Genomic DNA, 25,302 nt, shown 5'->3' with positions numbered 1-25,302 from the left:
CGCTTAGCGCCCTTCGCGCCGGGCCATAAAGGCAAGGCGTTCAAACAGATGCACATCCTGTTCGTTCTTAAGCAACGCACCGTGCAAAGGCGGAACGGCGGTTTTGGCATCCTTGGCCCGTAAGGCTTCAGGTGGCAAATCTTCGGCCATCAAAAGTTTCAACCAATCAAGAAGTTCCGAAGTTGATGGTTTCTTCTTTAAGCCCGACACATCGCGCATGTCGTAAAACAGGTTCAATGCTTCGGCGACCAGACGTTTTTGAATGCCGGGATAATGTACCTCGATGATCTCGTTCATCGTATCGGCATCGGGGAAGCGGATGTAATGGAAGAAACAGCGGCGCAGGAATGCGTCTGGTAGTTCCTTTTCATTGTTCGATGTAATGATCACGATCGGACGGTTGGTGGCCTTGATGGTTTCCTGTGTTTCATAGACAAAGAATTCCATGCGATCGAGTTCCTGCAACAGATCGTTGGGGAATTCGATATCGGCCTTATCGATCTCGTCAATCAGCAAAACCGGTGCATCGTCGCCTTCGGCTTCAAACGCTTCCCACAGTTTTCCTTTGACGATGTAATTGCCAATGTGATGAACCCGCTCGTCGCCCAACTGGCTGTCGCGCAGGCGCGATACCGCATCGTATTCATACAGGCCCTGCTGGGCGCGGGTGGTCGATTTGATCGACCATGTGATCAGTTTTTTACCAAGGGATTTGGCGATTTCTTCGGCCAGAACCGTCTTGCCGGTTCCGGGCTCCCCCTTGACCAAAAGCGGACGTTGCAACGTAATGGCGGCATTGACCGCGACCATCAGATCTTCGGTTGCGACGTAATTTTCCGTACCCTGAAATTTCATTTGTGCCCTGCAACAAAGGTTGACGTTTACGTTAACCTAGGGTGTTAAAGCTACTTGAGCAAGGGGGCAAACCAACCTTGTAATCTTGTGACTGGTGACCGCAATTACGCATAGTTTCGATTAACCGCCTGCACGGGGCTTTGCATAACTGCTACTTCCTGAAAACTTGTTCTTGTGCCCCCTTTATCAACCCACTCAGCTGATGTTGTGGTTTTGTGTCCTTGTTGGTCTATTCGTTATCGAGCATGCACCTTATTACCGCTTTTAAACAACGGTTTACGTTGAGAACAGCCTCGGCTTTCGACATCAAGAGGGCAAGTTTTCAAAATGAAATGCAAGGAACACAAACCGTGCTCCTTGCATCGATGGGGTTGGCCGGATGTCGGCCGGGGAGATTTGGTTCCGAAGGCGGTTTAGTTGGTCTTCACCATCACGTCATTCATGATCGCGGTAACCTCGCCCATCACAGCACCCGCTTTGGTGATGCCATTGGCTTCCTGTTCAGTGACCCAGGCCGCCTGAACGTCCTGATATCGGGTGGCGGCGGCGAAGGCTTTGACCTCGGCTGCGTCAAGCATGCGGACATTTGCCCCCGCCTCTCGCAGCTTTTCGACCTGCGCATCAAAGCTTTGGATCATGACATTGCCAAGGGCTTCATAGGCCTTGCTTGCCGCGCGTTTGATCGCGTCCTGATCCTCAAGCTTCAGGCTATCCCAGACATCCTTGTTCATGGTGAGCGGATAGACGTGACCAAGCCACAAGTCATAGGAGACCAGAATATTTGGTGCCACCTCATGAGCATTGAGGAAATAGCCGCTATCGACATTAACCATCAGACCGTCAAGTTCACCGGATTTCATCGCTTCATAAACTTCCGGCCCCCAATGCACGCGCACAGGCGTCGCACCAGTGTTTTTCAGGAAATCGAGATGCCAGAAGCTAGCCGAACGCCATTTTTGCTCGGCGATGGTCGAAAGGTCTGCCATCGGCTTCGTGCCATAGAACGCCACCGGATAACCCGTTCCAAAGAAGATCGGCACTATGTTGCTGGCAGCCAGTTCTTCATTAAAGGCCGGGACCTCATCGTAAATACGCTGGAAAAATTCGACCTGGCGATCACCCGTCGGACCGACGATGAAGCTTTTGAATATCTGATGAAGTGGCAATTCCTTGGCGGTGTATTCCGGCACCGTGGTTGCCATATCCACCGCCCCGCTGCTCACCGCACCCAAGGCATCATAAGCCTTGGCAAGTTCGCCGTCCCAGTGATCTTCGATCTTGAGGCGCCCGTTTGATTCCACCTCGATCAACGGAAAGACAACGTCGCGCAGGAAACGCGTGCGCATGCGATCAGATGGCTGATGATCGCTGAATTTCAGGATACGGGGCGCTGTCCTGGCATCCTGTGCCATGGCCTGCACCATGCCTGAAACCGAAATAACGGCCCCGATGACGGTACCGACAAACAGTCTGCGGCCAATGGTCACAAGGGTTGAGTTTTGGCGATCTTCACGCATATATACCACTCTCCAATCGTGGGACGGGCATCCAATTTGATAGCTTTGCTGGTGCTCGTTTTAAGTTTGCAGTCATGATCAGGCCTGTTTGATATGGTCCGTCTTGACCCGATCGTCATGATGCAAATATATCTGAATTATCCTTCAGCTTGGAATTCGCATATTGAAATCGTCCACAACAGAGAAACTAAAGCCCAGAAAACAGCCTGTTCAGGAACGATCCGGGGTGACCGTTGATGCGATCTATACGGCAACCATTCAGGTTTTACTGGCCGATGATATGAACAAACTGACCACCACGCGGGTCGCCGAACGTGCCGGTGTTTCGGTTGGGACGCTTTATCAATACTTTCCCAACAAGGAAGCGCTTCTTTACGCCATCCTGCTGAAGCATTTCGAAGAAATGGCACGCGCCTATGAAGAGATCGCAGCACATCATCCACCCGCCCCGCTTTCAGAACTCGCCGCGTGCATTGCAGATACTTATGTCTCTGTGAAAATGGTCAACCCCGATGCAACCGAGGCGATGTATCGCGTTGCCGGTGCGATCAATCAGGTGCGCATGTCTTCCAATGTTTTCGCCCGCATAGGCATGGCCATCTGTAATCTTTTGGCACAGGCATCTGATGCGACCTTCAAAGACCCGAAACAGGTTACCTTTACCGTGCTGTCATCACTTGCCGGTTTGTCGCGGGCAAGCTTCGGGCAACTTGCAGCAGGAAGTGACGCATTGGCGCGATTACAGGATGAAAGCCGGTTGGTGGCACAAGCCTATTTGCACGCAGCAGCCGATAAGGACGCCTGATCAGCGGTCGTGAAGGCCCTTGCCTTCAAGGATGCGATCGCGGTATTTTTCAACCCGGCTGAAACGGGTCGCGGATTGCTTCGCCCCACCGATATACAGACCATATCCACGCTGACGTCCGGGTGTCAGGGCGTCAAATGCCGCTTTCAACTCTGTGTCTGCATCAAGCCGGATAATCAGTTCCTGTGGCAATTCGATTGCATCGGGCTTTTCGATTTCAGTACCAGATTTTTCGATGGCCTCAGCGACAAAGGACCCGATCGCGTCCTTGGCAGTCTCGATATCTTCGAGAGTTTGAAACCGGAACCGCCGACCGGATCGCGAATTCGGACCGGGTGCTTCAAGCAGTCGATCGGGATCGTCGAGCACCGCGCCTTTGAAAAACATCAAAGCCAGAACATTCTTCATCGGCTGGATAATGGCAATGTTTTCGCCTTCAAATCCGTAACAGGGTTTTCCCCATTTCAGATCTTCATCAAGATCGCATTCCAGTAAAACCTCGCGCAAACGCGTCATCTCTTTCGACCAGTTTTTTGCATCGGTGAAATAACGATCAATCGATCTGCTCATATGTGCAATCTCCGCTATCAAGGCTCAACCCAAAGATGTAAATCCCTACCATTCCATCCGGATCTTTTCGATCAAATTTTCCACCGTGATGGTACGGCAACTGCCATCCTCCTGACTATTTGCGCAGCAGTGCCGATGCCGGACTTTCACCATACCAGTCGCGATATGACCGCGAAAAATTACTGACATGACTGAACCCGACATGGGCTGCAATTTCCTTGATTGAAAGATCGCCCGTCGTCAAAAGATCACGCGCAATCGCCATCCTCTCGGACCGGACATATTCCGCGCAGGTTTTGCCGGTTTGGGATTTAAGCAAACTGTTCACGCGACTTTCGGGCATCTCAAATTTGACGGCAAGCTGCGATAGCCCCAACGGCCCACCCGGCGTGGTTTTGATCAGGGATGTGAGTTCATCAAAAATTGCCTGATCTAATGCGGAAAGCTCAGTTCCCCCATCCGAGGTGTCAAACTCAGAACGCGCGGCATAACTGTCAATCATTTCGGCCAGAAAAAGGGTCGAAAGACCTTCAAGTTTAAGCATCCGCCCTGCCCCCGTCACATCGCTGCCAAACATCGAACTCACGATGCTGCGCATTCGATTGGTCAAGGCAAGCGGTTTGATCAGAACCACATCATCGCGCTTGGACAGGAAAGGATCAAACACCTTGGGCAAGGTCTCCCCGAACCGGTCGCGCAAAGAACCAAGCACACAGGCCACACCGACATGGCGGATCTTTTGCCCCGCAGGCAGGAAATATCGCGTTCCAAGCGGATCAATACGCATCACCATGCCTTGATCGGGCGTCAGTGGGTGTGAAGCGCCATTCGGGCAGTCAACCCGAAGGTCTCCCATCACATTAATTGACCCTGCGATCCAGCCCGGTGGCAATGAATTTTTGACGTTAAAACAGGAATCTTCGCGCACATTAAGCTCTGCACGATGCAAATACATGCCATTGGGAAACTCGATCCGCTCCAGCCGCCCCTGAACACCGGGCAGCTCAAACAAGTCGCCATCAGCAAGAACAAGCGTGTCGATATTTTCGTCATGTTCGGTATCGGGCGCATATCCAAACCCGCCTTCCGAAACATTCGTATTCACCGTCATCTCCCTTCCCAATCTCAAGATGCCTCCGGCACATTATCGACTGAGCATCACCTTACGATATTGATGTTGTTATCATTTGCACGGGAAAGCAACTGTGATGGTCCTCACCCGAAACGTCAACCTGCGCAAAGTTGCATTTTGCTGTCGGCAAGCTGACCGGAATATCCTTGTGAAACCATTTCGGAAAATGACCGGTGTAGTGCTGTCACTTAGCGGCTAAAGCACATCTGACATGAGTGCCGCGACGGGGGCATTCTGCCGGGTGACCTCGGCCTTTAACCCGTCAATATCCATATCCTCGTCTTTGACGAACTCGATGAACATCATGTTCACATTGTTAAAGACGAGCTCACCCGTCGCGTCGCAATCAACGTCCTTGCGCACGATCCCGCGTGTTTGAAGCGAACGAAACAGATCGCAGACCTGTTTGGACAGGCGGTGATCAAGGGCGGTATAGCGTTTTGAAAACGGTGTTTCAGGCTGCCCGATTGAAAGTGACATCGCGGTGCGCCACATTTCTTTAGAAAGATATGTCAGGGAATGGTCGTAGTATTTGCTGATCAGTTCCGACAATGCTTTGCCGACATCATCAAGTTCACGACCAATGACCTGATCACCTGCTGCCAGCACTTCTTCGACCTCCATCGAGACCGTCGCCATCAGCATGTCGCCCTTGTTTTTATAATAATTATAAAACGTTCCGACGGACACACCGGCCATGTCGGCAATGTCTTCAATGCGCGCACTGTCATACCCGACCTTGCGGAACAAGGTCGTCGCCGCTTCAAGAATACGGCGGTTTTTGTCGGCTTTCTTTTGGGCGCGCAAACCAGACATCGTCACTCCGGGAAAACTGAACGGGTTCAAAATTTACATTGACTCAAAAAATGAACACGTTCAATATTTTTTCAACGGCACCGAAATGAGTGCCGAGATACCCAATAAAAAGGGAGGCCTCAATATGAAATCAGGGAGAGCCAATGTTTCGTCACGTTTCCACGGGGAAAACCCGCATTAAGCTGCTGGGCGGTGCTGCGACCTTTATCTTGGGCGCAGCCGCGATTGCCAACAGCGCACAGGCCACCGAGGAGCTTAATGCTCTTGTCTGGTGCGATCATACCGATCCGGCTTTGATCGAGCCGTTCGAAAAGCAATACGACGTCAAAGTCAATCTTAAGGAATATGAAGGTACGGGTGCGGGCCTTTCGATCATTGAACAATCCCGTCCGGGCGATTGGGATGTGCTTGTGATTGATGGCGTTGATGTCCATCGCGCCGTTGAAATGGATCTTCTGGCCGAAATTCCGGCCGATGCCCTGCCGACCGCTGATCTGTTCCCGGAAGTCGTGATGGCCGGAAACAATACGCAAGATGGCAAGACCTATGCCGTCACTGAAAAGTTCGGCTACAACACCATTTCGTTCGACAAAACGAAAGTTGATCCCAAAGACATGGAAGACATGTCGGTGATCTGGTCGGACAAATATGCCGGACGTATTGCGGTTTATGATTATTACCTGCCGGTGATTGGTCTGGTTGGACTTGGCCTTGGCATCGACACAGCCGATCTTGGCGCGGACGATATGGACGCAATCAAGGAAAAGCTGTTTGCGATGAAGAAGGTCTCCAAACAGGTTGGCGAAGTTGTCTCCTCCCAGACGGCTTTGGCCACGGGTGAAGTCGACATCCTTGTTGGCGGTGGTGAATGGATCACCGCGGTTTTGTCCGAAGACAAACCCGACCTTGATTGGGTCATCCCGAAACAGGGTGGACTTCGCTGGGCACAGTCGATTGCGGTGATGAAAGACTCAGCCAAGCCTGATCTGGCGCTGAAATTCGTCCAATACATCATGAGTCCCGAAGGTCAGTCGCGTCTTGCAACCTCATCTTGCTATTGGGGGATGCCCGCCAATGCCAAGGCAGGCGAAAACCTGACTGATGCGCAAAAGGCCGCCCTTCGCTGGGATGATCAGCCAGCCTATCTTGCCAACTCGCAACTTTATCCGATCCCGGATGCCGATCTGGATGCCCAGATGCAGGATGCCTGGGTCGAGATGCTGCAGCAATAAGCATCCCTTGCTTGTTGCACACCCGCCATTGCCCCGCTTTTTGCGGGGCAATGGTTCAAACTTGCGCTAGAATTGCCTGAACGGCCGCGCCCCACCCAAATGTCACTGACTGACAGCACCCCGGTCCGAACCGACCATACGGGGTTGCGACAAAGGACACCGTGATGGCTTCTACCACCCTTGAAACACGCGAAAATCGCCGCGCCTGGGGGTTTGTGACCCCGGCTTTGCTGTGGACGGTCGCGTTTTTCGTTATCCCGTTTATCGTCATGGCCGCCATAAGCCTTGCGACCCGCAAAGGGCGCGAATTGGTGATGGCGTGGAATCTGGATAATTACATCACGTTTTTTGAAAAGGCCCATTTGCTCAAGGGTCTTTTTGTCTCGCTTGAAATCACCTTTACTGTCACCTTTATTTCGATCCTTCTGGCCTATCCGCTGGCATGGATTATTGCTGAACGGGTGCCCCAAAAATGGCAACGCATGGCACTGATCATGGCGATTTTGCCATTCTGGACCAGCTATGTTGTCCGGTCCTATTCATGGCTTCTGGTTCTGGCCAAAAACGGCGTAATCAACAATACCCTGATCCAGATCGGGCTGATTGCCGAACCGCTTGAAATGGCCAGCACACGGTCGGCAACCGTGATCGGGTTTGTGCATTTCTTTGTCATGCTTTTAACCCTGACGATTTATGCCAATCTGGTGCAGATGCCGCCAAACTATCGCCGGGCCGCGGCCGATCTTGGCGCAAACGGTTTTCAGGTGTTCTGGCATGTTGTGTTACCGCTAACATTGCCCGGTATCATGGTCGGTGCGTTTCTGACCTTTGTTCTGTGTATTGGCGATTACATCACCCCACAAATTTTGGGCGGCAATAACGAACTTGCCCTGCCCCAAGTCATCATGCTGCAACTTGGCAGGCGGGCTGATTTCCCGATGGCAGCAACCCTTTCGATCATTCTGATGGGTGTTGTCACACTGGCCTATGTTGCCTGTGCACGCTGGCTTAAGATGGAGAGAACATAAAATGATCTCTTCACGCTTTTCCAAAACCCTGTCATGGGCCTATCTGATTGCGCTTTACGGCTTTATCTTTTTGCCCGTCGCGGTCCTTGTCCTGTTTTCGTTTCAGGATGGCCGCCTGCCCGTTCCGCCATTTAATGGCGCAACATTGAAATGGTATGGCGAAGTCTTTGCCGATGACCGCCTGATGTCCGCCCTTGGCAATTCCCTGATGGTTGCCCTTGGCTCATCAACTGTTGCCTGCCTGCTTGGATTTTGTGCGGCTTACGGCCTTGCGCGCTATGTGCTTCCAGCATCCCGGTTACAGCGCGGACTTCTGGTTGCCCCGATGACGGTCAGTTACCTGATCATTGCCCTTGGGCTGTTATCGACCTTTAACTGGATGGGTGTGTCGCTGTCGCTTTGGACAGTGGGGGTTGGTCATGTCGTGATTAATTTGCCGCTGTGTTTTGCAATCATTTACGCATCGATGGGGGACCATCAAAAAAACATCGAACGTGCGGCCCGTGATTTGGGCGCCGCGGAATGGCAGGTGATGACACAAGTCAGCGCACCGATGCTGATGCCATCGATTTTGGCGGCATTTTTCCTTTCGGTGACGTTTAGCTGGGATGAATTCATCATATCGTTCTTGCTGTCGCGCTTTGACGTCACCTTGCCTGTTGAAATCTGGAGCATGTTGCGGTCGGGCCTGAACCCGAAAACCAACGCGGTCGGAAGCATTGTCTTCCTTGTATCGGTTGCCCTGCTGCTTATCCTTGAACTGATTGTCTTTAGAAGGACGGCAAAGAAATGACCGCCCCAGTATCCATACGCAACGCCACCAAAGTCTTTGGCGACTTTACCGCCCTTGATAACGTCAGCCTTGAAATCGAAGCTGGCGAGTTTATCGTCCTTCTTGGTCCGTCAGGCTGTGGCAAAACCACTTTGTTATCGCTTCTTGGCGGGTTCTTATCCCCGACCAAAGGCACCATTGAAATTGCCGGGCGCGATATGGGTCAGGTCCCGCCATCCAAACGCCCGACCACCACAATGTTTCAGGATTATGCCCTGTTTCCGCATATGACGCTCCGCGACAATGTCGCATTTGGCCTTAAGATGCGTAAAATCGGCAAATCCGAACGCCATGCCAAGGCAGAAGACCTTCTGGATATGGTCGGCCTTAAATCATCTGCGAACAAAAAACCGCACGAACTTTCCGGCGGACAGCGCCAGCGCGTTGCCCTTGCCCGTGCCTTGGCGGTTGAGCCCGATGTCTTGCTGCTGGATGAACCACTTGGCGCACTGGATTTAAAACTCCGCCGTCAGATGCAGGACGAGCTTAAAGCCATCCAGAAACGGGTTGGTACAACATTCGTTCACGTGACCCACGATCAGGAAGAAGCCATGGCAATTGCCGATCGGATCGTCGTGATGAATGGTGGTAAAATCGAGGATGTCGGCCGTCCGGAAGACATCTATATGCGGCCCAAAACCCTGTTTTCCGCAAGCTTCATGGGTGAAGTCAATTTCATCCCCGGCACCCTTGATGCCATCACAGATGATGGTGCGCATATCAACACCATCCTTGGAACTGTCAAATTGCCGGAAGCTGCACTTGGTGATCACGTGATCAAGGCCGGGGAAAAGATTACGCTTGCGATCCGCCCGGAACATTTTCGCGCCAGCACGGGCACAGGCCAACGCATCACATTGGGCAAGGCAAAGGTCACCGATGGGGCCTTCTTTGGCACCCATCACCGCACCCATCTTAGCCCGGTTGACTATCCTAACATGATCATCACCGCCCATATGCCGCAATCAGCCATCATTGAACCCGGCGCGTGGATTGATCTGACCATTGATCCAACCGCCATCGTCGTCCTGCCCGGCCATCCAAACGCATCAAAGCAGGAGGACGCCGCGTCATGACACTGGAACACGCCAAACCCGAAGACTGGTACAGCCTTAAGACAGTCGGGGATGACGTCACCTATATTGGTGAGCCGTTTATCGAAGAATTTTACCGCTGCAATATCTGGCACATTCGTGGGCGGGATAGCGATATGCTGGTTGATAGTGGTATGGGCGTCGTCTCATTGACCGATTGGGTGCCGCTGGTGACGGAACGCTCCGTTCAGGCGGTGGCAAGCCACACGCATTTTGACCATATCGGCTGCCATCACGAATTTGAAAACCGGATTTGTCATCGCTGCGAAGCGGATCTGTTGGCCGCGCCAACGCGCAAAAACACCCTTGCCGATCCTTATGTCACCGACGAGATTTTCACCAAACTCCCGCCACTTCCCTATTCTTCCACGACCTATGCGGTCAAGGCCGCCCCGGCAACCCGCATTGTCGAGGATGGTGATGTGATTGATCTGGGGGATCGGCATTTTGAAGTCATCCACACACCGGGCCACTCGCCGGGTGGCATTGCATTATGGGAAGCCAAAACCGGCATCCTGTTTTCCGGCGACATCGTTTATGATGGACCTTTGATCGAAGACACTTATCATGCAAATGCACGTGATTATGTGCGATCCATGGAACGGCTTTATGACTTGCCGGTGCGTGTGGTCCATGGCGGACATTTTGCCAGTTACAGCGGCGAACGCCACCGCGACATCATCAAAGACTGGCTGAGGGAACGGACCTGAAAAAAGAAATCAGTGCCAAGACATGACGCAACATGATCTGGCCAGTTACACCCAAATGCTCAGGAAGGCTTCCTATGGAAAACGCAGGCAAATTTTACATTAACGGCAAATGGATTGATCCGATCTCGTCCCAGAGAATGGACGTCATCAATCCCGCCACAGAAGAAGTCATCACCCAGATCACGCTGGCCAGTGAAGAAGATGTCGACCTTGCGGTTGCCGCGGCCAAGCGTGCTTTTGAAACCTATAGCCAGACGACGATTGATGATCGGCTTGGCATGCTTGAACGCCTGCTTGTGATCTATAAACGCCGCTATGAAGAAGTTGCTCAGACCATCACGGCCGAACTTGGCGCACCGATTACGATGTCGCGCGAACAGCAGGCCGATGCAGGCGTTGCCCATCTTCAGGACTTCATCAATGTTTTGCGCGACTTCAAAACGGAAGAAACCCTGCATAACGGCGAAACGCTTTTGCGTGAACCAATCGGGGTTTGTGGTCTGATCACGCCGTGGAACTGGCCGATCAACCAGATTGTTCTTAAAGTCATCCCGGCCTTGGCGACGGGCTGTACCTGTGTTTTGAAACCATCTGAGTTTACCCCGCTTAACGCGATGCTTTATGCCGAAATGATCGATGAGGCAGGCTTCCCGGCAGGCGTGTTTAACCTTATTCAGGGCGCAGGTCCGGTTGCCGGTGCCACCATGTCGCGCCACCCCGACATCGCCATGATGTCCTTTACCGGATCAACCCGGGCGGGCAAGGCGATCACACGGGATGCCGCCGAAAACATCAAACGCGTCACGCTGGAACTCGGTGGAAAATCGCCCAACATCGTCTTTGATGATGTTGATATCGAAGACCGCATTACCTTTAGCGTTCTCGACGTTTTCAATAATACCGGCCAAACCTGTGACGCGCCGACCCGCATGCTGGTTCAACGATCAATCTATGACGAAGCGGTCAAAGTCGCCCAAAAAGTCGGGGATGCGGCAAAGGTTGGCGATCCAAGTGTTGAAGGCAATCATGTCGGGCCGCTGGTCAGTCACATTCAGTATGACCGGGTTCAGACCCTTATTCAGGCCGGCATTGACGAAGGTGCCAAACTGCTGGTCGGCGGTGTGGGCAAACCCGATGGTATGAACGAAGGATACTTTGCCAAACCAACCATCTTTGCCGATGTGAACGATAATATGCGCATCGCACGCGAAGAAATCTTTGGCCCGGTCGTGGCCATGATCCCGTTTGATACCGAAGAAGACGCAATCAGGATCGCCAATGACACGCCATATGGTCTGGCGGCCTATATCCAGACCCCCGATGATGCCAAGGCCGACCGGGTTGCGCGCAAACTCCGTGCGGGCATGATCCGCATCAATGGTGCCTTCCCACGTCCGGGAAGCCCGTTTGGCGGCTATAAACAATCAGGTGTCGGGCGTGAAGGCGGGCTATTTGGCCTTGAAGACTTCATGGAAGTCAAAATGCTGCATAAGCCTTAATCGATGAAGTTTGGCTGGTCATTGTTCACCGACATGGTGACCAGCCATAAAAATTGCAGATTGGTATAGGGCGCCCCGCATTTGAGCCTATCCGTTTGAGAGCAATCCACCAACTATGGATAGTTTACCCTTTCCTTACAGACACTTAAAACTTCTGTAGACGTGAGGAAAGGGACACAAATGATAAGAAAACTCATCGTACTGGCAACTGCAGCGCTGTTATCGGGCTGCGTCACAGCAGCGACCCAGTTTGAGCAAGACGTACCAATCGGGCGTGTATTTTCAGATAAAATAACCATGCCGCAAGGTGACGTTCTTTTACCCCCCGGCGACTGGACAGTTGTTGGTCAATCGATCACCCGAAACAACCACTATCAAGCTTTTGGCCATACCGCATTGGCCCGTATTGATGACGACCACAACCTCAACGGTCTTGTTTTCCTGATGACCGCGCTTGAGACACCACTTGGCTTCTCTTTTTATTCGACAGATCACTGTAATCCTGACGAAAAAGATATCTACTTTGAGAAGGTTGCCAATCGGGACCTTGGCCGACAGATATGCTTCTATATTGACAACTGGAGCACATGGCCAGCAGCAGAAACAGACGGCGTGTTTCGACAGGCCGACGTCTATCTAACTTCCAAAGCAATAGATCGCCCCGACAGCATGCTGTTTTCCGTTCATCGCATTGTGCGACGGAACAAATTCCTGATCGCTGAATACGGCTTTGACTATCGTGAACCGGTAGATGTCGCGTTCCCCGGCTACACACCTGCCGATACATCCGTGACAAAGGATTTATACAGCAACCCGCGTTGGCAGAAAAACTTGGACAATGTGATTGCCTGGTCCCGCGAGAAACAGGACCTGATTGCAAGCGAGTTTTTGGACTAAACAACACAAACCCGCTTCAAACAAAGACCCCGGAAAATTCCGGGGTCTTTTGCGTTTCATGTTAAAGTCACACCGCGCAATGCCCTTGCGTCATCCACATATGATATAGGGCTGGTAATGATGCAATCGGCTACTATAATCCCATCGTTAATCGATAAATTTAACGATCCGGGCAACGGATCAGATACGGATTGGGAGACGAGAAATGAATGCAATGTCCTTTTCCGAGATGGGACTTGCGGCGTTAAAAAGGCGGCAATTTGATGCCGCCATCAATATGCTGCGTCAGGCACTTAGCGAAAATATGGATAATCTTGAAGCCCGGTTCGGGTTGGCGCGTGCCCTTCACGAAAAAGGTTCGATTGTCGAAGCACTTGGTGAATACCGCACGGTGCTGCAATCTGATGCGGGCCATGAAGATTGCCTGTATCACATTGCACGCGCCCTGCTGGAAAATGGCGATCCGCGCGGTGCGCTGAACCATGTCGATATCATTTTGCGCGCCAAGCCAACCAATCCTGATTTTTTGACCCTGCGCGGTCAGGCATTGCTTGATCTTGGTCACAGCAAAACAGCCCTGTCATCGCTTCAAACCGCAGCACATCATAGCCCCGGCTCACAAACCATTCATCGGCTGATGGCCGCCTGTCACCGGGCGAATGGCGATATCGACGGCGAACGCCGCGCGGTTGAACAGCTCCTGCGGATTGACCCGACATCTTTGACCGCCTCAAACGATCTGGGCGTGATCAATCTGCGCGATGGACAATTCATCGCAGCGTTTGAGGCGTTTGAACAAATTCTGGCACTGACCCCTGATCATAGCGAAGCCACCCTGAACCGGGCCATTACCCTGACCGTCATGGGCGGCATGGATCATCAGGCGATCTGGGAACGGGTCATGGCCGTTTGCCGTGACATTGACGGGCTTGATGACATCCGCGCCATTGCAGATACCGTTACCGAACTGACCGATGACAAACGCCAAAACAGCAAGGAAGCAGCCGATCTCATCGCCCACGCGGCCCTTGCAACCACCGACATCTAGAACCCGAAATACCCGCGCCCTTGCGCGGGTATTTTTGATCAGCTTGGTTGGCAATTAGCTTACGGGTGCCTCGACAATTGACCCCTCAGAGCTGCGCGTTTTCACCCAGCCCAGAATACCAATCACACAGATCACTGCGGCAACACCCCCGACAACAAACGGTGAATTGCTGTTCAGGCCTGCCAGAACACCCCCGACCAAAACGGCGGCGGCCTCGGCCAGAACATGGACGGATCGGTAAATCCCCAATGCCTGGCCCTGTTCATGCGCGCCCGCCCCGTTTGAAATGAACAGGCTGGTGGTTACTTCGCACCATGCAATCCCGAAGGCCGCCAAACTCATCGGCACAAAAATCCACACCAGATCATCGGGCAGGATAAAGGTCACAAGACCAACCGCCAGTAGCATATGACCAAGGGCCGCAACACCGCGAAGCCCCATCGGACGTTGTGCCCGTTCAACCGTCAATCCCGCCAAAATCAGCGGGATCGAGATGATGGCGGCACACATGCCAAGGAAACTGCTTGTCACATCATGGTTCTGCACCATGTAGACGCCATAGAAACAGAAGAACAAATAGATCGCGACATAACTTGCAAACGACACGACATAACCCGGCAGCAAAACCGGATCGGTCAAGGTGGCCCAGACAGACCGGGTGGCAACTGGTGCGCCCTTATCCGTGCGGCCACGGCGGCGGGCATATTCCGGAATGTTCAAAACCACAGCAACAACCAAAAGATTGAAGCCATACATGCCTGCGGCAAAAAAGAACGGCCATGAAACGTTGAAAGACGGATGAATAGACGCGTCCGAGAAAAATCCCCCCATCAGCGGACCGACGATCCAGCCAACATTGATCGCAACCGTAATCAGGCCGAAATTACGCACCTTGTTTGCAGGTGTGCTGATGTCTGATGCGATGGATTGGGCGATTGCCATATTGCCTTCGCAGAGGCCCGACACAAACCGCCCGATCAACACCATCGATAAATTGGCATTCGCAACCCCGATGGCGACAACGATATAGCCAATTGCAGCCCCCAAAAGCGATGCCACCAGAACCGGCTTGCGCCCGACCTTGTCGGATAACCGCCCCAACCAGGGTGCACCAACAAATTGCCCAATGGGATAAAGCGCCATCGCCACCCCAAGCAGGATGGTGCGATATTGTTCGGGAACCGACGGATCAAGAAACCCCAGTTCAGGTTTTAAAAACATCGGGCCAAAGACCGGATAGGGCAAACTGAAACCGGCAAAGCCAAACAGGACAGTCAAAAAGACTGCCGACATTGCCTTGTTTTCCTGCGACATAAGGGACGAACTCCGTGGGGCGTTAGAAGGCTTGTGTGATTGTGTTTAAAAGGACCGCGCGGCGTGTAGCGTGTGGCAGAACGCCGTTACAAGGCGACGTAACGATCCGCAAGGGTTCGGACTTTTTGCCGGGCATCTTCAACCTGCCACCCCGCCCCGATCATAAGATCAGCCAAACCATCACACAGGATATTGACAGCATTCTTGCGCAATTCCTGTCCGTAGTGGCGATCGGTAATTTCCGAGAGCACAAGCACATTGATCCCGTAACCAAGCCCCCAACTGCCAAGATTAAGGTTGCGGCTGCGGCTGGTCATGTCCGATGCAATGCCAAGTTCTGCCTCACCTTCGCTGAGGAAGGCCTGAAACATCGATGTGATGGCATTGATCTGATCAAGCTGCGCCTGATGGCGCGCATAGGTCGCGCGTTTCCAGATCGATGGGGCAAGGGCAAGATATTCCGCCTCAAACCATTGCGGGTGATTAATGGAAAAGCGCAGATCAAGCAGATTGGCGATGATGTATTTTTCAATCGCACTGCCATCATGATTGCGCGCAATGTCAAACTTCTCGGCACGTTTGGAGCCTGCCATCACCGCCAAGCCAATCAAAAGATCTTCCTTGCTGGCGAAATGGCCATAAAGCGTACCAACCGAAATGCCACATATGCGGGCAAGGTCCGACATTTTAAGTTCAAAGAAACCAACTTCTGCAATCAGTTCCCCTGCCCCGTCAAGGATCAGTTCTTCACGCTTTTGGCGTTTTTCCATGCGGTTCTGCGCAACCATGGCAACCCGGCCTTTTCATCGACTTTATAGTTTGTGACGTAAAATCGAATTTGGTTCATTTTTTGAACCGGGACAATTCGTAATTTTGCATGGGTGTCATTCGATGGCGCGAAAAGCAGCGATAAGCAGCAAAACCGCGACGCATTTCCCATTTGACCGGAACAGCTATCGTTATGATGCGTTTCCAGCATAAGATCGTAGGGTCATTACCCCCTAAGCCCAAAGCAGCTGCTCCATGGATCGGACGGCGTTGCACCCCCGTTATCCTTTTTGAGTGGTTGCCAACATGTTTCAACGCTTCATCCGCATATGGGAATTTCTGGCCTATAGCCTGTGGGTATCGCCATTTCTTTTTGCCCTTGGCGGTGCCGCCTTTGCCGTTCTGGTGATGGCGCTTCCGTCATATGGTCTGGGGGATATCCTGCCTTCGTTCTGGCCGGGATTTGATCAGTTGCCAACGATCCGGGATTTGCTTCAAACGCTTTTGGCAACCCTTGTCACGATGACGACATTTGCCTTGTCGATCACGATGGTTGTCCTGACCTTGGCCGCCGGATCGCTTGGCCCGCGCATGATCCGAAACTTCATGGGTGATAGCAAAACACAAAATGCCCTTGGCACATTTGTCGGCAGCATTCTGTTCCTGATCACGTCCCTTCTTCTGATGGGCGACATGCCTGAAACCGCGCCGATCCCGCAGCTTAGCGCAACAATCGGCATCGCGCTTTTTGTGATTTCTGTTTTCGTTCTGATCCTGTTTGTTCATCACCTTGGACGGTCAATTGTCGCCGATGAAGTCATCCAGCAAGTCGGCCATAACCTTGAAACCACCATCCAGTCGGCCTGCAGCACGTTACAGGACCCAATCCAAAGGGCCGAAAAGGCACAAGTGGTCCTGCCCGATACGATGGAGATTTCAGATGACGTCGCCCTTTATGCCGCGTCTTCGGGATATGTTCAGGGTATTGATTATAACAAGCTGTGCGAGATCGCGACAGAACGCGGTATCTGCGTTTCATTGGTTGTCCGTGCCGGGCAACATGCGATCAAGGGCGACGTTATTGGCTGCGTTTCACCTGCGCCCAACAAAACCCTCAGCACAGATATCTCGGTGTGTCGCACCGACATCAACGAAACGATCCTGACCGGCAATCACCGTACTGCCATGCTGGATGTCGAATTTGCGGTCCGCCAATTGGTCGAGGTTGCCTTACGTGCCCTGTCGCCAGGCATCAATGATCCGTTTACCGCGATTTCCGTGATTTACCGGTTAGGCCGCGCATTGCCAAATGCCATGACGTTTAAATACCCGGTGGGGACATGGAATGATGATGACGGCATTATCCGCGTTCAGGCATCCCTTTCGGATTTCGCCGGGATGCTTGGGGCGGCCTTTGATCAAATCCGCCAATCGGCAAGTGCCAAGCCCGATGTCTTGTTACCAATGGCAGAGATCATCGAAAGCCTGATTAAACTGTCAAAAACAGACCACCAATCGACAGTCCTGCGTGATCACGCCCGCCTGATCCTGCGGGGGGCAGAACGTGACATTCGCGAAGAAAATGATCGCAAAGCTGTTGAAACCGCCATCAACCGTATCTTGCGCAATCAGGAAAAGTAGCCCCCCAAACAAGTATCGAATGCGGGCAATAAAACGGGGTTTCGTGAACAAACCCTTCCTGCCGCTGGCCTGATGGTTATTTTGCTGTAAGCGGCGGCATGCGCCGTTCAACCGGTTTGGATTTAACAATTGCGGTGTTGGTTTCGGCCTTATCGACAATCTGATCCAACAACCCATCCAGTTCCCCCATGGAGCGCACATACAGCCGGGCGACAAAGCAATCATCGCCCGTCACCTTGTCACACTCGCCAAATTCCGGAATTTCCGAAATCAGCTGCTGCACGATATGGAGTTTGCCCGGAAGCGGGCGAATGCGCACGATAGCTTGTAACGGATAGCCCAATGCTTCGGGGTCGACATCAATAGTAAAGCCCCGAATGATCCCGCGTTCTTCCAACCGACGCACCCGTTCAGCCGCACCGGGGGCTGAAAGCCCGACCTTGGCGGCCAGTTCCTTTTGCGAAATGCGGGCATCGCGCATCAGAACTTTAAGAATCTTCTGATCGATTTCATCCATGGCCTTATAAATCCAAGAACTTTGTCATTTTTACCTCTATTAAAAATGCTACATCCAACAATCACCTTGTTCAAGTCATATAAAACCATCGCAAAAAAGCGGAAAGTTATGCCATCAAACGCAATTCAAGACGGAGCTTTCCGATGAAAGAACAAGTACGCGGGACGGTCGAAATGACCGCTGCAATGACGATTTTGGGAACAATCGGCTGGTTTGTCGTGATGTCCGACCGCCCGGCTTTGGACGTGGTATTCTGGCGTTGCGTCTTTGGCGCGGCCACACTTTTGCTGATTTGTGCCGGGATGGGGCTTTTGCGTGGGCTTTTAAACCTGCGCATGTTGGGCTGGGCCGCCCTTGGCGGGGTGGCGATTGTGACGAACTGGTTCATGCTGTTTCAGTCCTATTCGATGGCATCGATATCGGTCTCAACCGCGGTCTATAACACCCAGCCCTTTATGCTGGTTCTGTTTGGCGCGGTATTCTTTGGCGAAAAATTGACGCTGAATAAATTCGCATGGCTTGGCATTGCCTTTGCCGGGTTGCTTTTGATCATTGCGGGCAAACCGACCGGCGGCTTTACCGGGTCTGATTATGCTGGCGGGATTTTAATGGCGCTGGGGGCTGCGTTCTTCTGGGCGACAGCCGCCATCATCACCAAGAAACTCAAAGGCACCCCGCCACATCTGATCGCACTTATTCAGGTCTGTGTCGGTATCTTGATGCTGATCCCGTTTGCCGATCTGCATAACCTGCCTGACACCGCACAAAGCTGGGGATCGCTTGTCACCGTCGGCGTGGTTCATACCGGGATCATGTATGTGTTGATGTATGGCGCGGTTCAAAAACTGCCCACCCATTTACAAGGGTCGCTGAGTTTCATCTATCCGGTCGTCGCGATCATTGTCGATCTGATCGCCTTCGGCTATCGCCCGGATGTCGGCCAAATCATCGGTGCAGTTGCAATCCTGATTGCGGCCGCCGGGATGAATTTGGGTTGGCAATTGATCAGACCTCGAAAGTCGCAACGCTCTGCGTACTGAAATTAGATACCTTAAAAACAACCCTTTGTGAGCTGTGTCTCCCGGACGGTTCACAAAGGGGCCATCCATCCATCTTGACTCTTATTCTGATTTGACCACATAAAAGAACAAATCAGGAACATAATTATGTCAAACAAACGCATTTATCAGGCCCGCGCTACCCTTTCCCGCGCAGAACAGCAATGGAAAGGTCAAGTTTTTTGTTTATCCGGCGCGATAGACGAGCTGATTGCGCACGCCTTTGGCGGGGATTTTCTGCCTGATCATATCAGTATCGGCGGCATTACCCCCGTTGGAGTGCATGAAGTCGTTTGTGGTCATGATGATTGTGCTGCATCGCTTTTGGCATGGCATCTGGCCACCCTCACACCTCTTGGAACAAACGGTGCCATGCCCGCCCAACAATCACGTGACACACCATCGAAAAATATCTTCTGGATCCGGCAACGCCGAGCCCTTGATCAAGGTGGATTTTATGCGCTTTCCTTGCCCAAACACGCCTTAAAATCTGCTCCTCTGATGATGACGGTTGATCAACAATCCACCGCCCTTTGGACCTGTGAAGAAGTCGCGAAATCAGGGCAGGTCAGCACAGTAATTATCGAGACCACCGATTACGATCTTACCACCGCCCGGCGGTTACAGCTGGCGTGTGAAAGCGGGGGAACGCGGATCATTGTCATGCGCCCTGCCCCACGCAATGGGCATTTATCACCATCAAGCGCATGGACACGTTGGCAGATAACCCCACAGAGACAACTCCAACTCAATAGACAAACGATACCAACAGGGAATGACCATCATCTCAGCCTGATCGGGGGACGCGGGGTCCGGCCGGGAAGCTGGAAAGTAAAAACCGATGCAGCAACGTTTTCTCTATCTGTGGCTGACCCACTGGAAAACCGACTGTCACAAGATCAGCCTATCCACGCCTGATCATCCCTGCGAATCTGGCAGTCGGGCCACCGAAATGGAACTCTCTCTTGATGTCCCACATGTTATCACCCGCGTGGATCATAAGGGCGTGCTTGTTTGCGGGCTGAATGCCGTTGCTCAACAGGTCGGATTGCAGGGGGGCATGCGTTTGTCAGATGCAAGAAGCATCCTGCCTGATTTACAAAACACCTCAGAACAACCCGATATGTATGAAACGCATCTTGCCCGTATGATCCGGGGGATGGATCGGTATAGCCCATGGGTTGCCCCGGATCGGGAACTGCACGATAGGACCCTGAACGGGGATGCGGGTCTGTGGCTTGAAATCACCGGCGGCAGCCATTTGTTTGGTGGTGAGGGGGCGATGATTGCGCATATCCTTCGGGATATGAAAAGCCGGGGATATGGCGCACGCGTGGCCATTGCCGATACGGCAGGGGCGGCATGGGCAGCGGCACGGTGTCATCCGGGCCAAGCATCGGACCGCATTCTGTCATTGCCGGCCGATCATGCGTTTGCCGCACAGTTTCCAGTCTCATCCTTACGCCTGTCTGATGACGTTATCGCGCTTTTATCGCGTCTTGGATTGAAACATCTGGGCGATATCACGCCGCTACCCCGCGCCAACATCACCACCCGGCTGGGACCGGATGTTTTGCATCGGCTTGATCAGTTTTATGGCCGTCTGCCCGAACATCTCAATTTCGAACTTCCGGATCATCCGTGGTTGATCCGTCAAAGCTTTGGCGAACCATTGGGCGATGCTGCCAATCTGGCCCATGCGGTTGAAAGCATGATGGAAAAGCTGTGTTCCGGGCTTCGTGCCGATAATCTTGGTCTGCGGCGGTTGATCCTGCGCTGTGTCCGGGTGGACGGACAAGCACATACCATCACGACAACAACCGGAACCCCATGCCAGTCCGCAAGCCATATCTTGCGGTTGCTGGCGGAAAAAATGCCCGGTGTGGATACCGGTTTTGGCGTTGAGCACGTCATCCTTTATGCGCCATGGGTCGAACATGTTGCCTTTCGTCAGGTTCGCCTTGATCGCAAACAGGATGACAGCAGCGATAGCATTGCACTGGCCCAGTTGCTTGACCGCATCAGCCATCATCTTGGCCCGCGCGATATCCTGTATCACCCTGCCCATCACGCAAGCCACCTGCCCGAACGTGCCGCCATTCGCCAATCCCCAACCGGAGCAGCCAGACAACCATCCCGGTTGGCGGATGCCCCCCTGCCACGCCGTCCGGTTCGCCTGATTGATCCACCTGAACCGGTTGATGTGATCGCACGCACCGCATCGGGTGCGCCCAGCAAACTCCGTTGGCGCAAGATGATGATTGATGTCCTGCGTGCCGAGGGGCCAGAACGCATTTGCCCGGAATGGTGGGAAAATCTGGATCGGGATAATTACGCGTTGTCGCACATGACGCGTGATTATTTCCGTATCTGTGATCAGAACGGCCGGATGCTGTGGCTGTTTCGAAGTGGCCATGCCGGTCAGGATATCTGGTCTGTCCATGGATTGTTTGCGGGATGATCCAATGAATAACCACATCTCGACACCCGACATTCCGGCCTATGCCGAACTGCAGGTCAGCAGCAATTTTTCATTCCTGCGCGGCGCATCCCATGCCGAGGAACTGGTGCTTACTGCTGCCGTCAAAGGCCTGCATGCCATTGCCATAACCGATTGCAACACACTGGCGGGGATCGTACGGGGTCATACGGCCCATCGCCATTATCAGGACCGATTGAAGTATGTGGTTGGCTGTCGCCTTGATCCGATGGATGGGCCATCGTTGTTGTGTTACCCAACAGATCGCGCGGCCTATGCAAGGCTGTGTCGGCTTCTGACCCTTGGCAAGCGCCGGGCGCCTAAGGGATCGTGCGAGATTTATATCTCGGACATTATCGAGCACAGCCAGGATCTGTTATTCATCGCCGTTCCACCACAGGTGCCCGATGATGATTTTCGCGCTGAGCTGATTGCGCTTAAAGCACATTTTGGTCCTCGGTTGTGGTTGTCGATCGGGCGGTTCATGGATGGATTTGATAGCGAACGCCTTGCTTTTACCCAAAGCATAGAGGCCGATCTTGGCATTCCGGCTGTGGTCACCAATGATGTCCATATGCATCAGCGATCGCGCAAACCATTGCAGGATGTCCTGACCTGCATTCGTCATCACTGCACCATTGAAGAGGCGGGATATCGTCTCTTTCCCAATGGGGAACGCCATATCAAATCACCGCGTGAAATGGCCCGCCTGTTTCCCGATCATTCGCACTGGCTGGCCCGCACCGTCGAAATTGCCGATCAATGCACGTTTAGCCTCAGCGAGCTTCGCTATGAATATCCCGATGAAAATGACGGATCGGGAGAAGGCACACAGGAACGCCTGATCCGCCTGACATGGGAAGGGGCGCAGAAACGATATCCCGACGGGGTGCCCAACAAAGTCAGGAACCTGATTGAGGCCGAACTGAAACTGATCGATGAATTGGGCTATGCCCCCTATTTCCTGACCGTGCATGACATTGTCGCCTTTGCCAGATCCAGGGGGATTTTATGTCAGGGCCGTGGTTCTGCGGCCAATTCATCGGTGTGTTTTTGCCTGCATGTCACATCGGTTGACCCGGACAAGGTCCAACTGCTGTTTTCACGGTTCATCAGTAATGCGCGAAGTGAACCGCCCGATATTGATGTTGATTTTGAACATGAACGCCGCGAAGAGGTCATTCAGTTCATCTATGAACGTTATGGCCGGGATCGTGCAGGCCTGACCGCCACCGTGATTTCATACCGGTCGCGCAGTGCCATTCGGGATGTTGGCAAGGTGTTTGGTCTATCTGAAGACACTATTGTCAAACTGACCAAAACCATCTGGGGATCGAGCAGCAAGGGTGCGCATGATGAAATGATGCGCCAATCTGGCATTCATCCCGATGAACCGCGCCTGAAAGCCGTGCTTGATCTGGCCGGGGAATTGACCGGTTTTCCACGCCATTTGTCCCAGCATGTCGGCGGTTTTGTCATCACACGCGGACCGTTGTGTGAGCTTTCCCCGATTGCCAATGCGGCCATGGCGGATCGCACCACCATTGAATGGGACAAGGATGATATTGATGCGCTGGGTATTTTAAAGGTCGATATTCTTGCCCTTGGCATGCTGACCTGCATTCGCAAGGCGCTTGATCATCTGCGCGACCATAAGAATATCAATTTCGATCTTGCCACGCTGCCCCATGAAGATGCCGCGACATATCGTATGTTGGCCAAGGCCGACAGCATTGGCACCTTTCAGGTCGAATCCCGCGCACAGATGAGCATGCTGCCGCGCCTGAAACCGCAAAGTATTTATGACCTGACCATACAGGTCGCCATTGTCCGCCCCGGCCCGATTCAGGGCGGGATGGTGCATCCGTTTTTGCAACGGCGCATGGGACGTGAGAAGGTTGAGTATCCATCGCCTGAGCTCAAAGCCGTTCTCGAACGCACGTGTGGTGTGCCGCTATTTCAGGAACAAGCCATGCAGATTGCCATTGTCGGTGCGGGCTATTCCGGCGGGGAGGCCGATAATCTGCGCCGGGCCATGGCAACCTTTAAGCGCACCGGCACGATTGGCGAACACCGCGACAAATTCATCAATGGCATGCTGAAGAACGGCTATGACATGGACTTTGCCGAACGGTGTTTTAAACAGATCGAAGGCTTTGCCGATTACGGTTTTCCCGAAAGCCACGCGGCAAGTTTTGCCATTCTGGCCTATGCATCCTCCTGGCTGAAATGCCATCATCCGGATGTTTTCCTGTGCGCACTTTTAAACTCTCAACCGATGGGGTTTTATGCCCCGGCACAATTGGTTAATGACGCGCGCAATCACGGGGTGCGTGTGCTTGAAATCGATATCAATCACAGCTTCTGGGACAATCAGCTTGAACGGGAATTGGGCCGCGCCAGCGGATATCATTCTGTCCGCCTGGGCTTTCGCCAGATCAAGGGGTTTGGCGAACTTGATGCGCTTTCCCTGATTTCCAATCGACCAGCCGGCGGGTTTCAGGATGTCTATCTGATGGCGCGTCAAACCGGATTATCGCCTGCTGCCCTTGAAAAACTGGCCGAAGCAGATGCCTTTGGGTCGCTTGGCCTGTCGCGGCGCGAGGCCTTATGGGCGGTGCGCCGGTTTGGCAAAGGCCGCAAGGCCCCAAGCGCACTCCCGCTGTTTGAAGCCGCGCAGAACTTTAACCACAATATGGGTGTTTCGGCCGAATTTGGCGCCGAAGCCCCAGTGGATCTACCGATTATGGGACCGGGCGAGGAAATTATCGAAGATTACGCCAGCCTGCGTCTGTCGCTTAAAGGGCATCCGATGAGCATGCTCCGCGATGCGCTTGGCGGAGCAGGCATTTGCAGGGCAAGTGACCTGTCGAGTGCGCGCGATGGTGAACGTTTGACACATGCAGGTCTTGCAATCGTTCGCCAACGCCCAGGCACCGCATCCGGGGTCGTTTTCATCACACTCGAAGATGAAACCGGCATCACCAATCTTGTGGTCTGGAGCAAGGTGATGGAAAAATATCGCCGCGAAATCATGACGGCAACGGTCCTTGGTGTTGCGGGAAAGCTCCAGCGCGAAGACGGGGTCACCCATATCATTGCCGACAAGCTGGTTGATCTGACAGGGATGCTGCAAGGCCTGACAGACAATGCCAAAATTGCGCGCAGCAACAACACGCATCCGCGCAATCTGCGATGGGCAAACGGGTTGGATAATTTGAGCCAGACACATACTTCCAAAGCACAGGACAGACCAAAACTGAAAATCGATAGTCACGATTTTCACTAACCCCAAACTCAGCATCCCATTCTTAAAATAAAAGGGCCTCGAACGAGGCCCTTTTAATCTTCATATGTCCCGTCCTGAAATACGTTGTCACCCATAGGAGACGACAATGTCTAGTTCAGGCACAGAGCGACGTAAGCGCACACAACGTGATTACAATATGGGCTTTAAATTATCGGTTGTTGATCAGGTTGAAAAAGGCGA

At 52.9% G+C, this 25,302-nt stretch carries 22 protein-coding genes; 14 read left to right on the top strand and 8 right to left on the bottom strand.

Going from position 1 to position 25,302, the window contains the following annotated elements:
* Positions 1-3: 3 nt before the first annotated feature.
* Entirely contained in the window at positions 4-855 is an 852-nt protein-coding gene (locus RIC05_RS06600) for an AAA family ATPase (RefSeq protein ID WP_350046406.1), read from the bottom strand.
* Positions 856-1,268: 413 nt separating this feature from the next.
* Positions 1,269-2,372: a TRAP transporter substrate-binding protein DctP gene (dctP, locus tag RIC05_RS06595; RefSeq protein ID WP_350046405.1), complete on the bottom strand. Its 1,104-nt coding sequence runs from the start codon at positions 2,370-2,372 to the stop codon at positions 1,269-1,271.
* A 163-nt stretch (positions 2,373-2,535) separates the two neighbouring features.
* Here dctP and RIC05_RS06590 point away from each other — a divergent pair, with 163 nt between their 5' ends.
* On the top strand, positions 2,536-3,177 hold the full coding sequence (locus RIC05_RS06590; RefSeq protein WP_350046404.1) for a TetR/AcrR family transcriptional regulator: 642 nt from the start codon (positions 2,536-2,538) through the stop codon (positions 3,175-3,177).
* Here the strand turns inward: RIC05_RS06590 and RIC05_RS06585 are convergent, their stop codons facing one another.
* From RIC05_RS06585 to RIC05_RS06575, 3 genes are all read right to left on the bottom strand, one after another.
* Positions 3,178-3,747, bottom strand: a complete 570-nt coding sequence (locus RIC05_RS06585; RefSeq protein WP_350046403.1) for a YdeI/OmpD-associated family protein — start codon at positions 3,745-3,747, stop codon at positions 3,178-3,180. It lies immediately after the preceding gene.
* A gap of 115 nt (positions 3,748-3,862) precedes the next feature.
* Positions 3,863-4,858, bottom strand: a complete 996-nt coding sequence (locus RIC05_RS06580) for a helix-turn-helix transcriptional regulator (RefSeq protein WP_350046402.1) — start codon at positions 4,856-4,858, stop codon at positions 3,863-3,865.
* Between the two features lie 216 nt (positions 4,859-5,074).
* On the bottom strand, positions 5,075-5,695 hold the full coding sequence (locus RIC05_RS06575) for a TetR/AcrR family transcriptional regulator (protein WP_350046401.1): 621 nt from the start codon (positions 5,693-5,695) through the stop codon (positions 5,075-5,077).
* A 143-nt stretch (positions 5,696-5,838) separates the two neighbouring features.
* On the opposite strand from RIC05_RS06575, the gene RIC05_RS06570 reads away from it, so the two are divergent.
* The 8 genes from RIC05_RS06570 (at position 5,839) to RIC05_RS06535 (ending at position 14,035) form a co-directional block, all read left to right on the top strand.
* The gene (locus RIC05_RS06570) at positions 5,839-6,927 is read left to right on the top strand and encodes a polyamine ABC transporter substrate-binding protein (RefSeq protein WP_350046400.1); all 1,089 of its coding nucleotides are present in this window, start codon (positions 5,839-5,841) and stop codon (positions 6,925-6,927) included.
* Positions 6,928-7,091: 164 nt separating this feature from the next.
* A complete protein-coding gene (locus tag RIC05_RS06565; protein WP_350046399.1) occupies positions 7,092-7,955 on the top strand; it encodes an ABC transporter permease in 864 nt (287 codons plus the stop codon).
* Between the two features lies 1 nt (position 7,956).
* The gene (locus RIC05_RS06560) at positions 7,957-8,748 is read left to right on the top strand and encodes an ABC transporter permease (protein ID WP_350046398.1); all 792 of its coding nucleotides are present in this window, start codon (positions 7,957-7,959) and stop codon (positions 8,746-8,748) included.
* Complete coding sequence (locus tag RIC05_RS06555) at positions 8,745-9,863, top strand: ABC transporter ATP-binding protein (RefSeq protein ID WP_350046397.1); 1,119 nt, start codon at positions 8,745-8,747, stop codon at positions 9,861-9,863. Before RIC05_RS06560 ends, RIC05_RS06555 begins: the two co-directional genes overlap by 4 nt.
* Complete coding sequence (locus tag RIC05_RS06550; protein WP_350046396.1) at positions 9,860-10,591, top strand: MBL fold metallo-hydrolase; 732 nt, start codon at positions 9,860-9,862, stop codon at positions 10,589-10,591. The genes RIC05_RS06555 and RIC05_RS06550 overlap by 4 nt, the downstream gene beginning before the upstream one ends.
* A 74-nt stretch (positions 10,592-10,665) precedes the next feature.
* Entirely contained in the window at positions 10,666-12,090 is a 1,425-nt protein-coding gene (locus tag RIC05_RS06545) for an aldehyde dehydrogenase family protein (RefSeq protein WP_350046395.1), read from the top strand.
* A gap of 162 nt (positions 12,091-12,252) precedes the next feature.
* Positions 12,253-12,987, top strand: a complete 735-nt coding sequence (locus RIC05_RS06540) for a hypothetical protein (protein WP_350059747.1) — start codon at positions 12,253-12,255, stop codon at positions 12,985-12,987.
* A 205-nt stretch (positions 12,988-13,192) separates the two neighbouring features.
* The gene (locus RIC05_RS06535) at positions 13,193-14,035 is read left to right on the top strand and encodes a tetratricopeptide repeat protein (protein ID WP_350046393.1); all 843 of its coding nucleotides are present in this window, start codon (positions 13,193-13,195) and stop codon (positions 14,033-14,035) included.
* Positions 14,036-14,089: 54 nt separating this feature from the next.
* Here the strand turns inward: RIC05_RS06535 and RIC05_RS06530 are convergent, their stop codons facing one another.
* Positions 14,090-15,349: an MFS transporter gene (locus RIC05_RS06530; protein WP_350046392.1), complete on the bottom strand. Its 1,260-nt coding sequence runs from the start codon at positions 15,347-15,349 to the stop codon at positions 14,090-14,092.
* Between the two features lie 86 nt (positions 15,350-15,435).
* On the bottom strand, positions 15,436-16,137 hold the full coding sequence (locus RIC05_RS06525) for a TetR/AcrR family transcriptional regulator (protein WP_350046391.1): 702 nt from the start codon (positions 16,135-16,137) through the stop codon (positions 15,436-15,438).
* Between the two features lie 286 nt (positions 16,138-16,423).
* Here RIC05_RS06525 and RIC05_RS06520 point away from each other — a divergent pair, with 286 nt between their 5' ends.
* Entirely contained in the window at positions 16,424-17,758 is a 1,335-nt protein-coding gene (locus RIC05_RS06520; RefSeq protein ID WP_350046390.1) for a DUF2254 domain-containing protein, read from the top strand.
* A 76-nt stretch (positions 17,759-17,834) separates the two neighbouring features.
* On the opposite strand, the gene RIC05_RS06515 is transcribed toward RIC05_RS06520, so the two are convergent.
* Positions 17,835-18,275, bottom strand: coding sequence for an Lrp/AsnC family transcriptional regulator (locus tag RIC05_RS06515; protein WP_350046389.1), 441 nt, complete (start codon positions 18,273-18,275; stop codon positions 17,835-17,837).
* 143 nt (positions 18,276-18,418) lie between these two features.
* Between RIC05_RS06515 and RIC05_RS06510 the strand changes: the two genes are divergently transcribed.
* The 4 genes from RIC05_RS06510 (at position 18,419) to RIC05_RS06495 (ending at position 25,101) form a co-directional block, all read left to right on the top strand.
* Positions 18,419-19,315: a DMT family transporter gene (locus RIC05_RS06510; RefSeq protein WP_350046388.1), complete on the top strand. Its 897-nt coding sequence runs from the start codon at positions 18,419-18,421 to the stop codon at positions 19,313-19,315.
* 126 nt (positions 19,316-19,441) lie between these two features.
* A complete protein-coding gene (locus RIC05_RS06505) occupies positions 19,442-20,251 on the top strand; it encodes an ImuA family protein (protein ID WP_350046387.1) in 810 nt (269 codons plus the stop codon).
* Positions 20,175-21,794: a Y-family DNA polymerase gene (locus RIC05_RS06500; protein ID WP_350059746.1), complete on the top strand. Its 1,620-nt coding sequence runs from the start codon at positions 20,175-20,177 to the stop codon at positions 21,792-21,794. Before RIC05_RS06505 ends, RIC05_RS06500 begins: the two co-directional genes overlap by 77 nt.
* Positions 21,795-21,798: 4 nt before the next feature.
* The gene (locus RIC05_RS06495) at positions 21,799-25,101 is read left to right on the top strand and encodes an error-prone DNA polymerase (RefSeq protein ID WP_350046385.1); all 3,303 of its coding nucleotides are present in this window, start codon (positions 21,799-21,801) and stop codon (positions 25,099-25,101) included.
* The last annotated feature ends 201 nt before the right edge of the window (positions 25,102-25,302 follow it).

This window comes from Thalassospira sp. (assembly GCF_040218635.1).
GTDB lineage: Bacteria > Pseudomonadota > Alphaproteobacteria > Rhodospirillales > Thalassospiraceae > Thalassospira.
Note: the sequence above shows the minus strand (reverse complement) of the source record. Positions and strands in the feature narration are given on the sequence as shown.

What these genes read in the sequence shown, in the direction of transcription:
- RIC05_RS06550 (WP_350046396.1), top strand. Translation starts at nt 9,860, where the DNA reads ATGACACTGGAACACGCCAAACCCGAAGACTGGTACAGCCTTAAGACA.
- RIC05_RS06560 (WP_350046398.1), top strand. Translation starts at nt 7,957, where the DNA reads ATGATCTCTTCACGCTTTTCCAAAACCCTGTCATGGGCCTATCTGATT.
- RIC05_RS06495 (WP_350046385.1), top strand. Translation starts at nt 21,799, where the DNA reads ATGAATAACCACATCTCGACACCCGACATTCCGGCCTATGCCGAACTG.
- RIC05_RS06515 (WP_350046389.1), bottom strand. Translation starts at nt 18,275, where the DNA reads ATGGATGAAATCGATCAGAAGATTCTTAAAGTTCTGATGCGCGATGCC.
- RIC05_RS06520 (WP_350046390.1), top strand. Translation starts at nt 16,424, where the DNA reads ATGTTTCAACGCTTCATCCGCATATGGGAATTTCTGGCCTATAGCCTG.
- RIC05_RS06525 (WP_350046391.1), bottom strand. Translation starts at nt 16,137, where the DNA reads ATGGTTGCGCAGAACCGCATGGAAAAACGCCAAAAGCGTGAAGAACTG.
- RIC05_RS06585 (WP_350046403.1), bottom strand. Translation starts at nt 3,747, where the DNA reads ATGAGCAGATCGATTGATCGTTATTTCACCGATGCAAAAAACTGGTCG.
- RIC05_RS06555 (WP_350046397.1), top strand. Translation starts at nt 8,745, where the DNA reads ATGACCGCCCCAGTATCCATACGCAACGCCACCAAAGTCTTTGGCGAC.
- RIC05_RS06600 (WP_350046406.1), bottom strand. Translation starts at nt 855, where the DNA reads ATGAAATTTCAGGGTACGGAAAATTACGTCGCAACCGAAGATCTGATG.
- RIC05_RS06575 (WP_350046401.1), bottom strand. Translation starts at nt 5,695, where the DNA reads ATGTCTGGTTTGCGCGCCCAAAAGAAAGCCGACAAAAACCGCCGTATT.
- RIC05_RS06500 (WP_350059746.1), top strand. Translation starts at nt 20,175, where the DNA reads ATGCAGCAACGTTTTCTCTATCTGTGGCTGACCCACTGGAAAACCGAC.
- RIC05_RS06510 (WP_350046388.1), top strand. Translation starts at nt 18,419, where the DNA reads ATGAAAGAACAAGTACGCGGGACGGTCGAAATGACCGCTGCAATGACG.
- RIC05_RS06545 (WP_350046395.1), top strand. Translation starts at nt 10,666, where the DNA reads ATGGAAAACGCAGGCAAATTTTACATTAACGGCAAATGGATTGATCCG.
- RIC05_RS06580 (WP_350046402.1), bottom strand. Translation starts at nt 4,858, where the DNA reads ATGACGGTGAATACGAATGTTTCGGAAGGCGGGTTTGGATATGCGCCC.
- RIC05_RS06530 (WP_350046392.1), bottom strand. Translation starts at nt 15,349, where the DNA reads ATGTCGCAGGAAAACAAGGCAATGTCGGCAGTCTTTTTGACTGTCCTG.
- dctP (WP_350046405.1), bottom strand. Translation starts at nt 2,372, where the DNA reads ATGCGTGAAGATCGCCAAAACTCAACCCTTGTGACCATTGGCCGCAGA.
- RIC05_RS06570 (WP_350046400.1), top strand. Translation starts at nt 5,839, where the DNA reads ATGTTTCGTCACGTTTCCACGGGGAAAACCCGCATTAAGCTGCTGGGC.
- RIC05_RS06505 (WP_350046387.1), top strand. Translation starts at nt 19,442, where the DNA reads ATGTCAAACAAACGCATTTATCAGGCCCGCGCTACCCTTTCCCGCGCA.
- RIC05_RS06535 (WP_350046393.1), top strand. Translation starts at nt 13,193, where the DNA reads ATGAATGCAATGTCCTTTTCCGAGATGGGACTTGCGGCGTTAAAAAGG.
- RIC05_RS06565 (WP_350046399.1), top strand. Translation starts at nt 7,092, where the DNA reads ATGGCTTCTACCACCCTTGAAACACGCGAAAATCGCCGCGCCTGGGGG.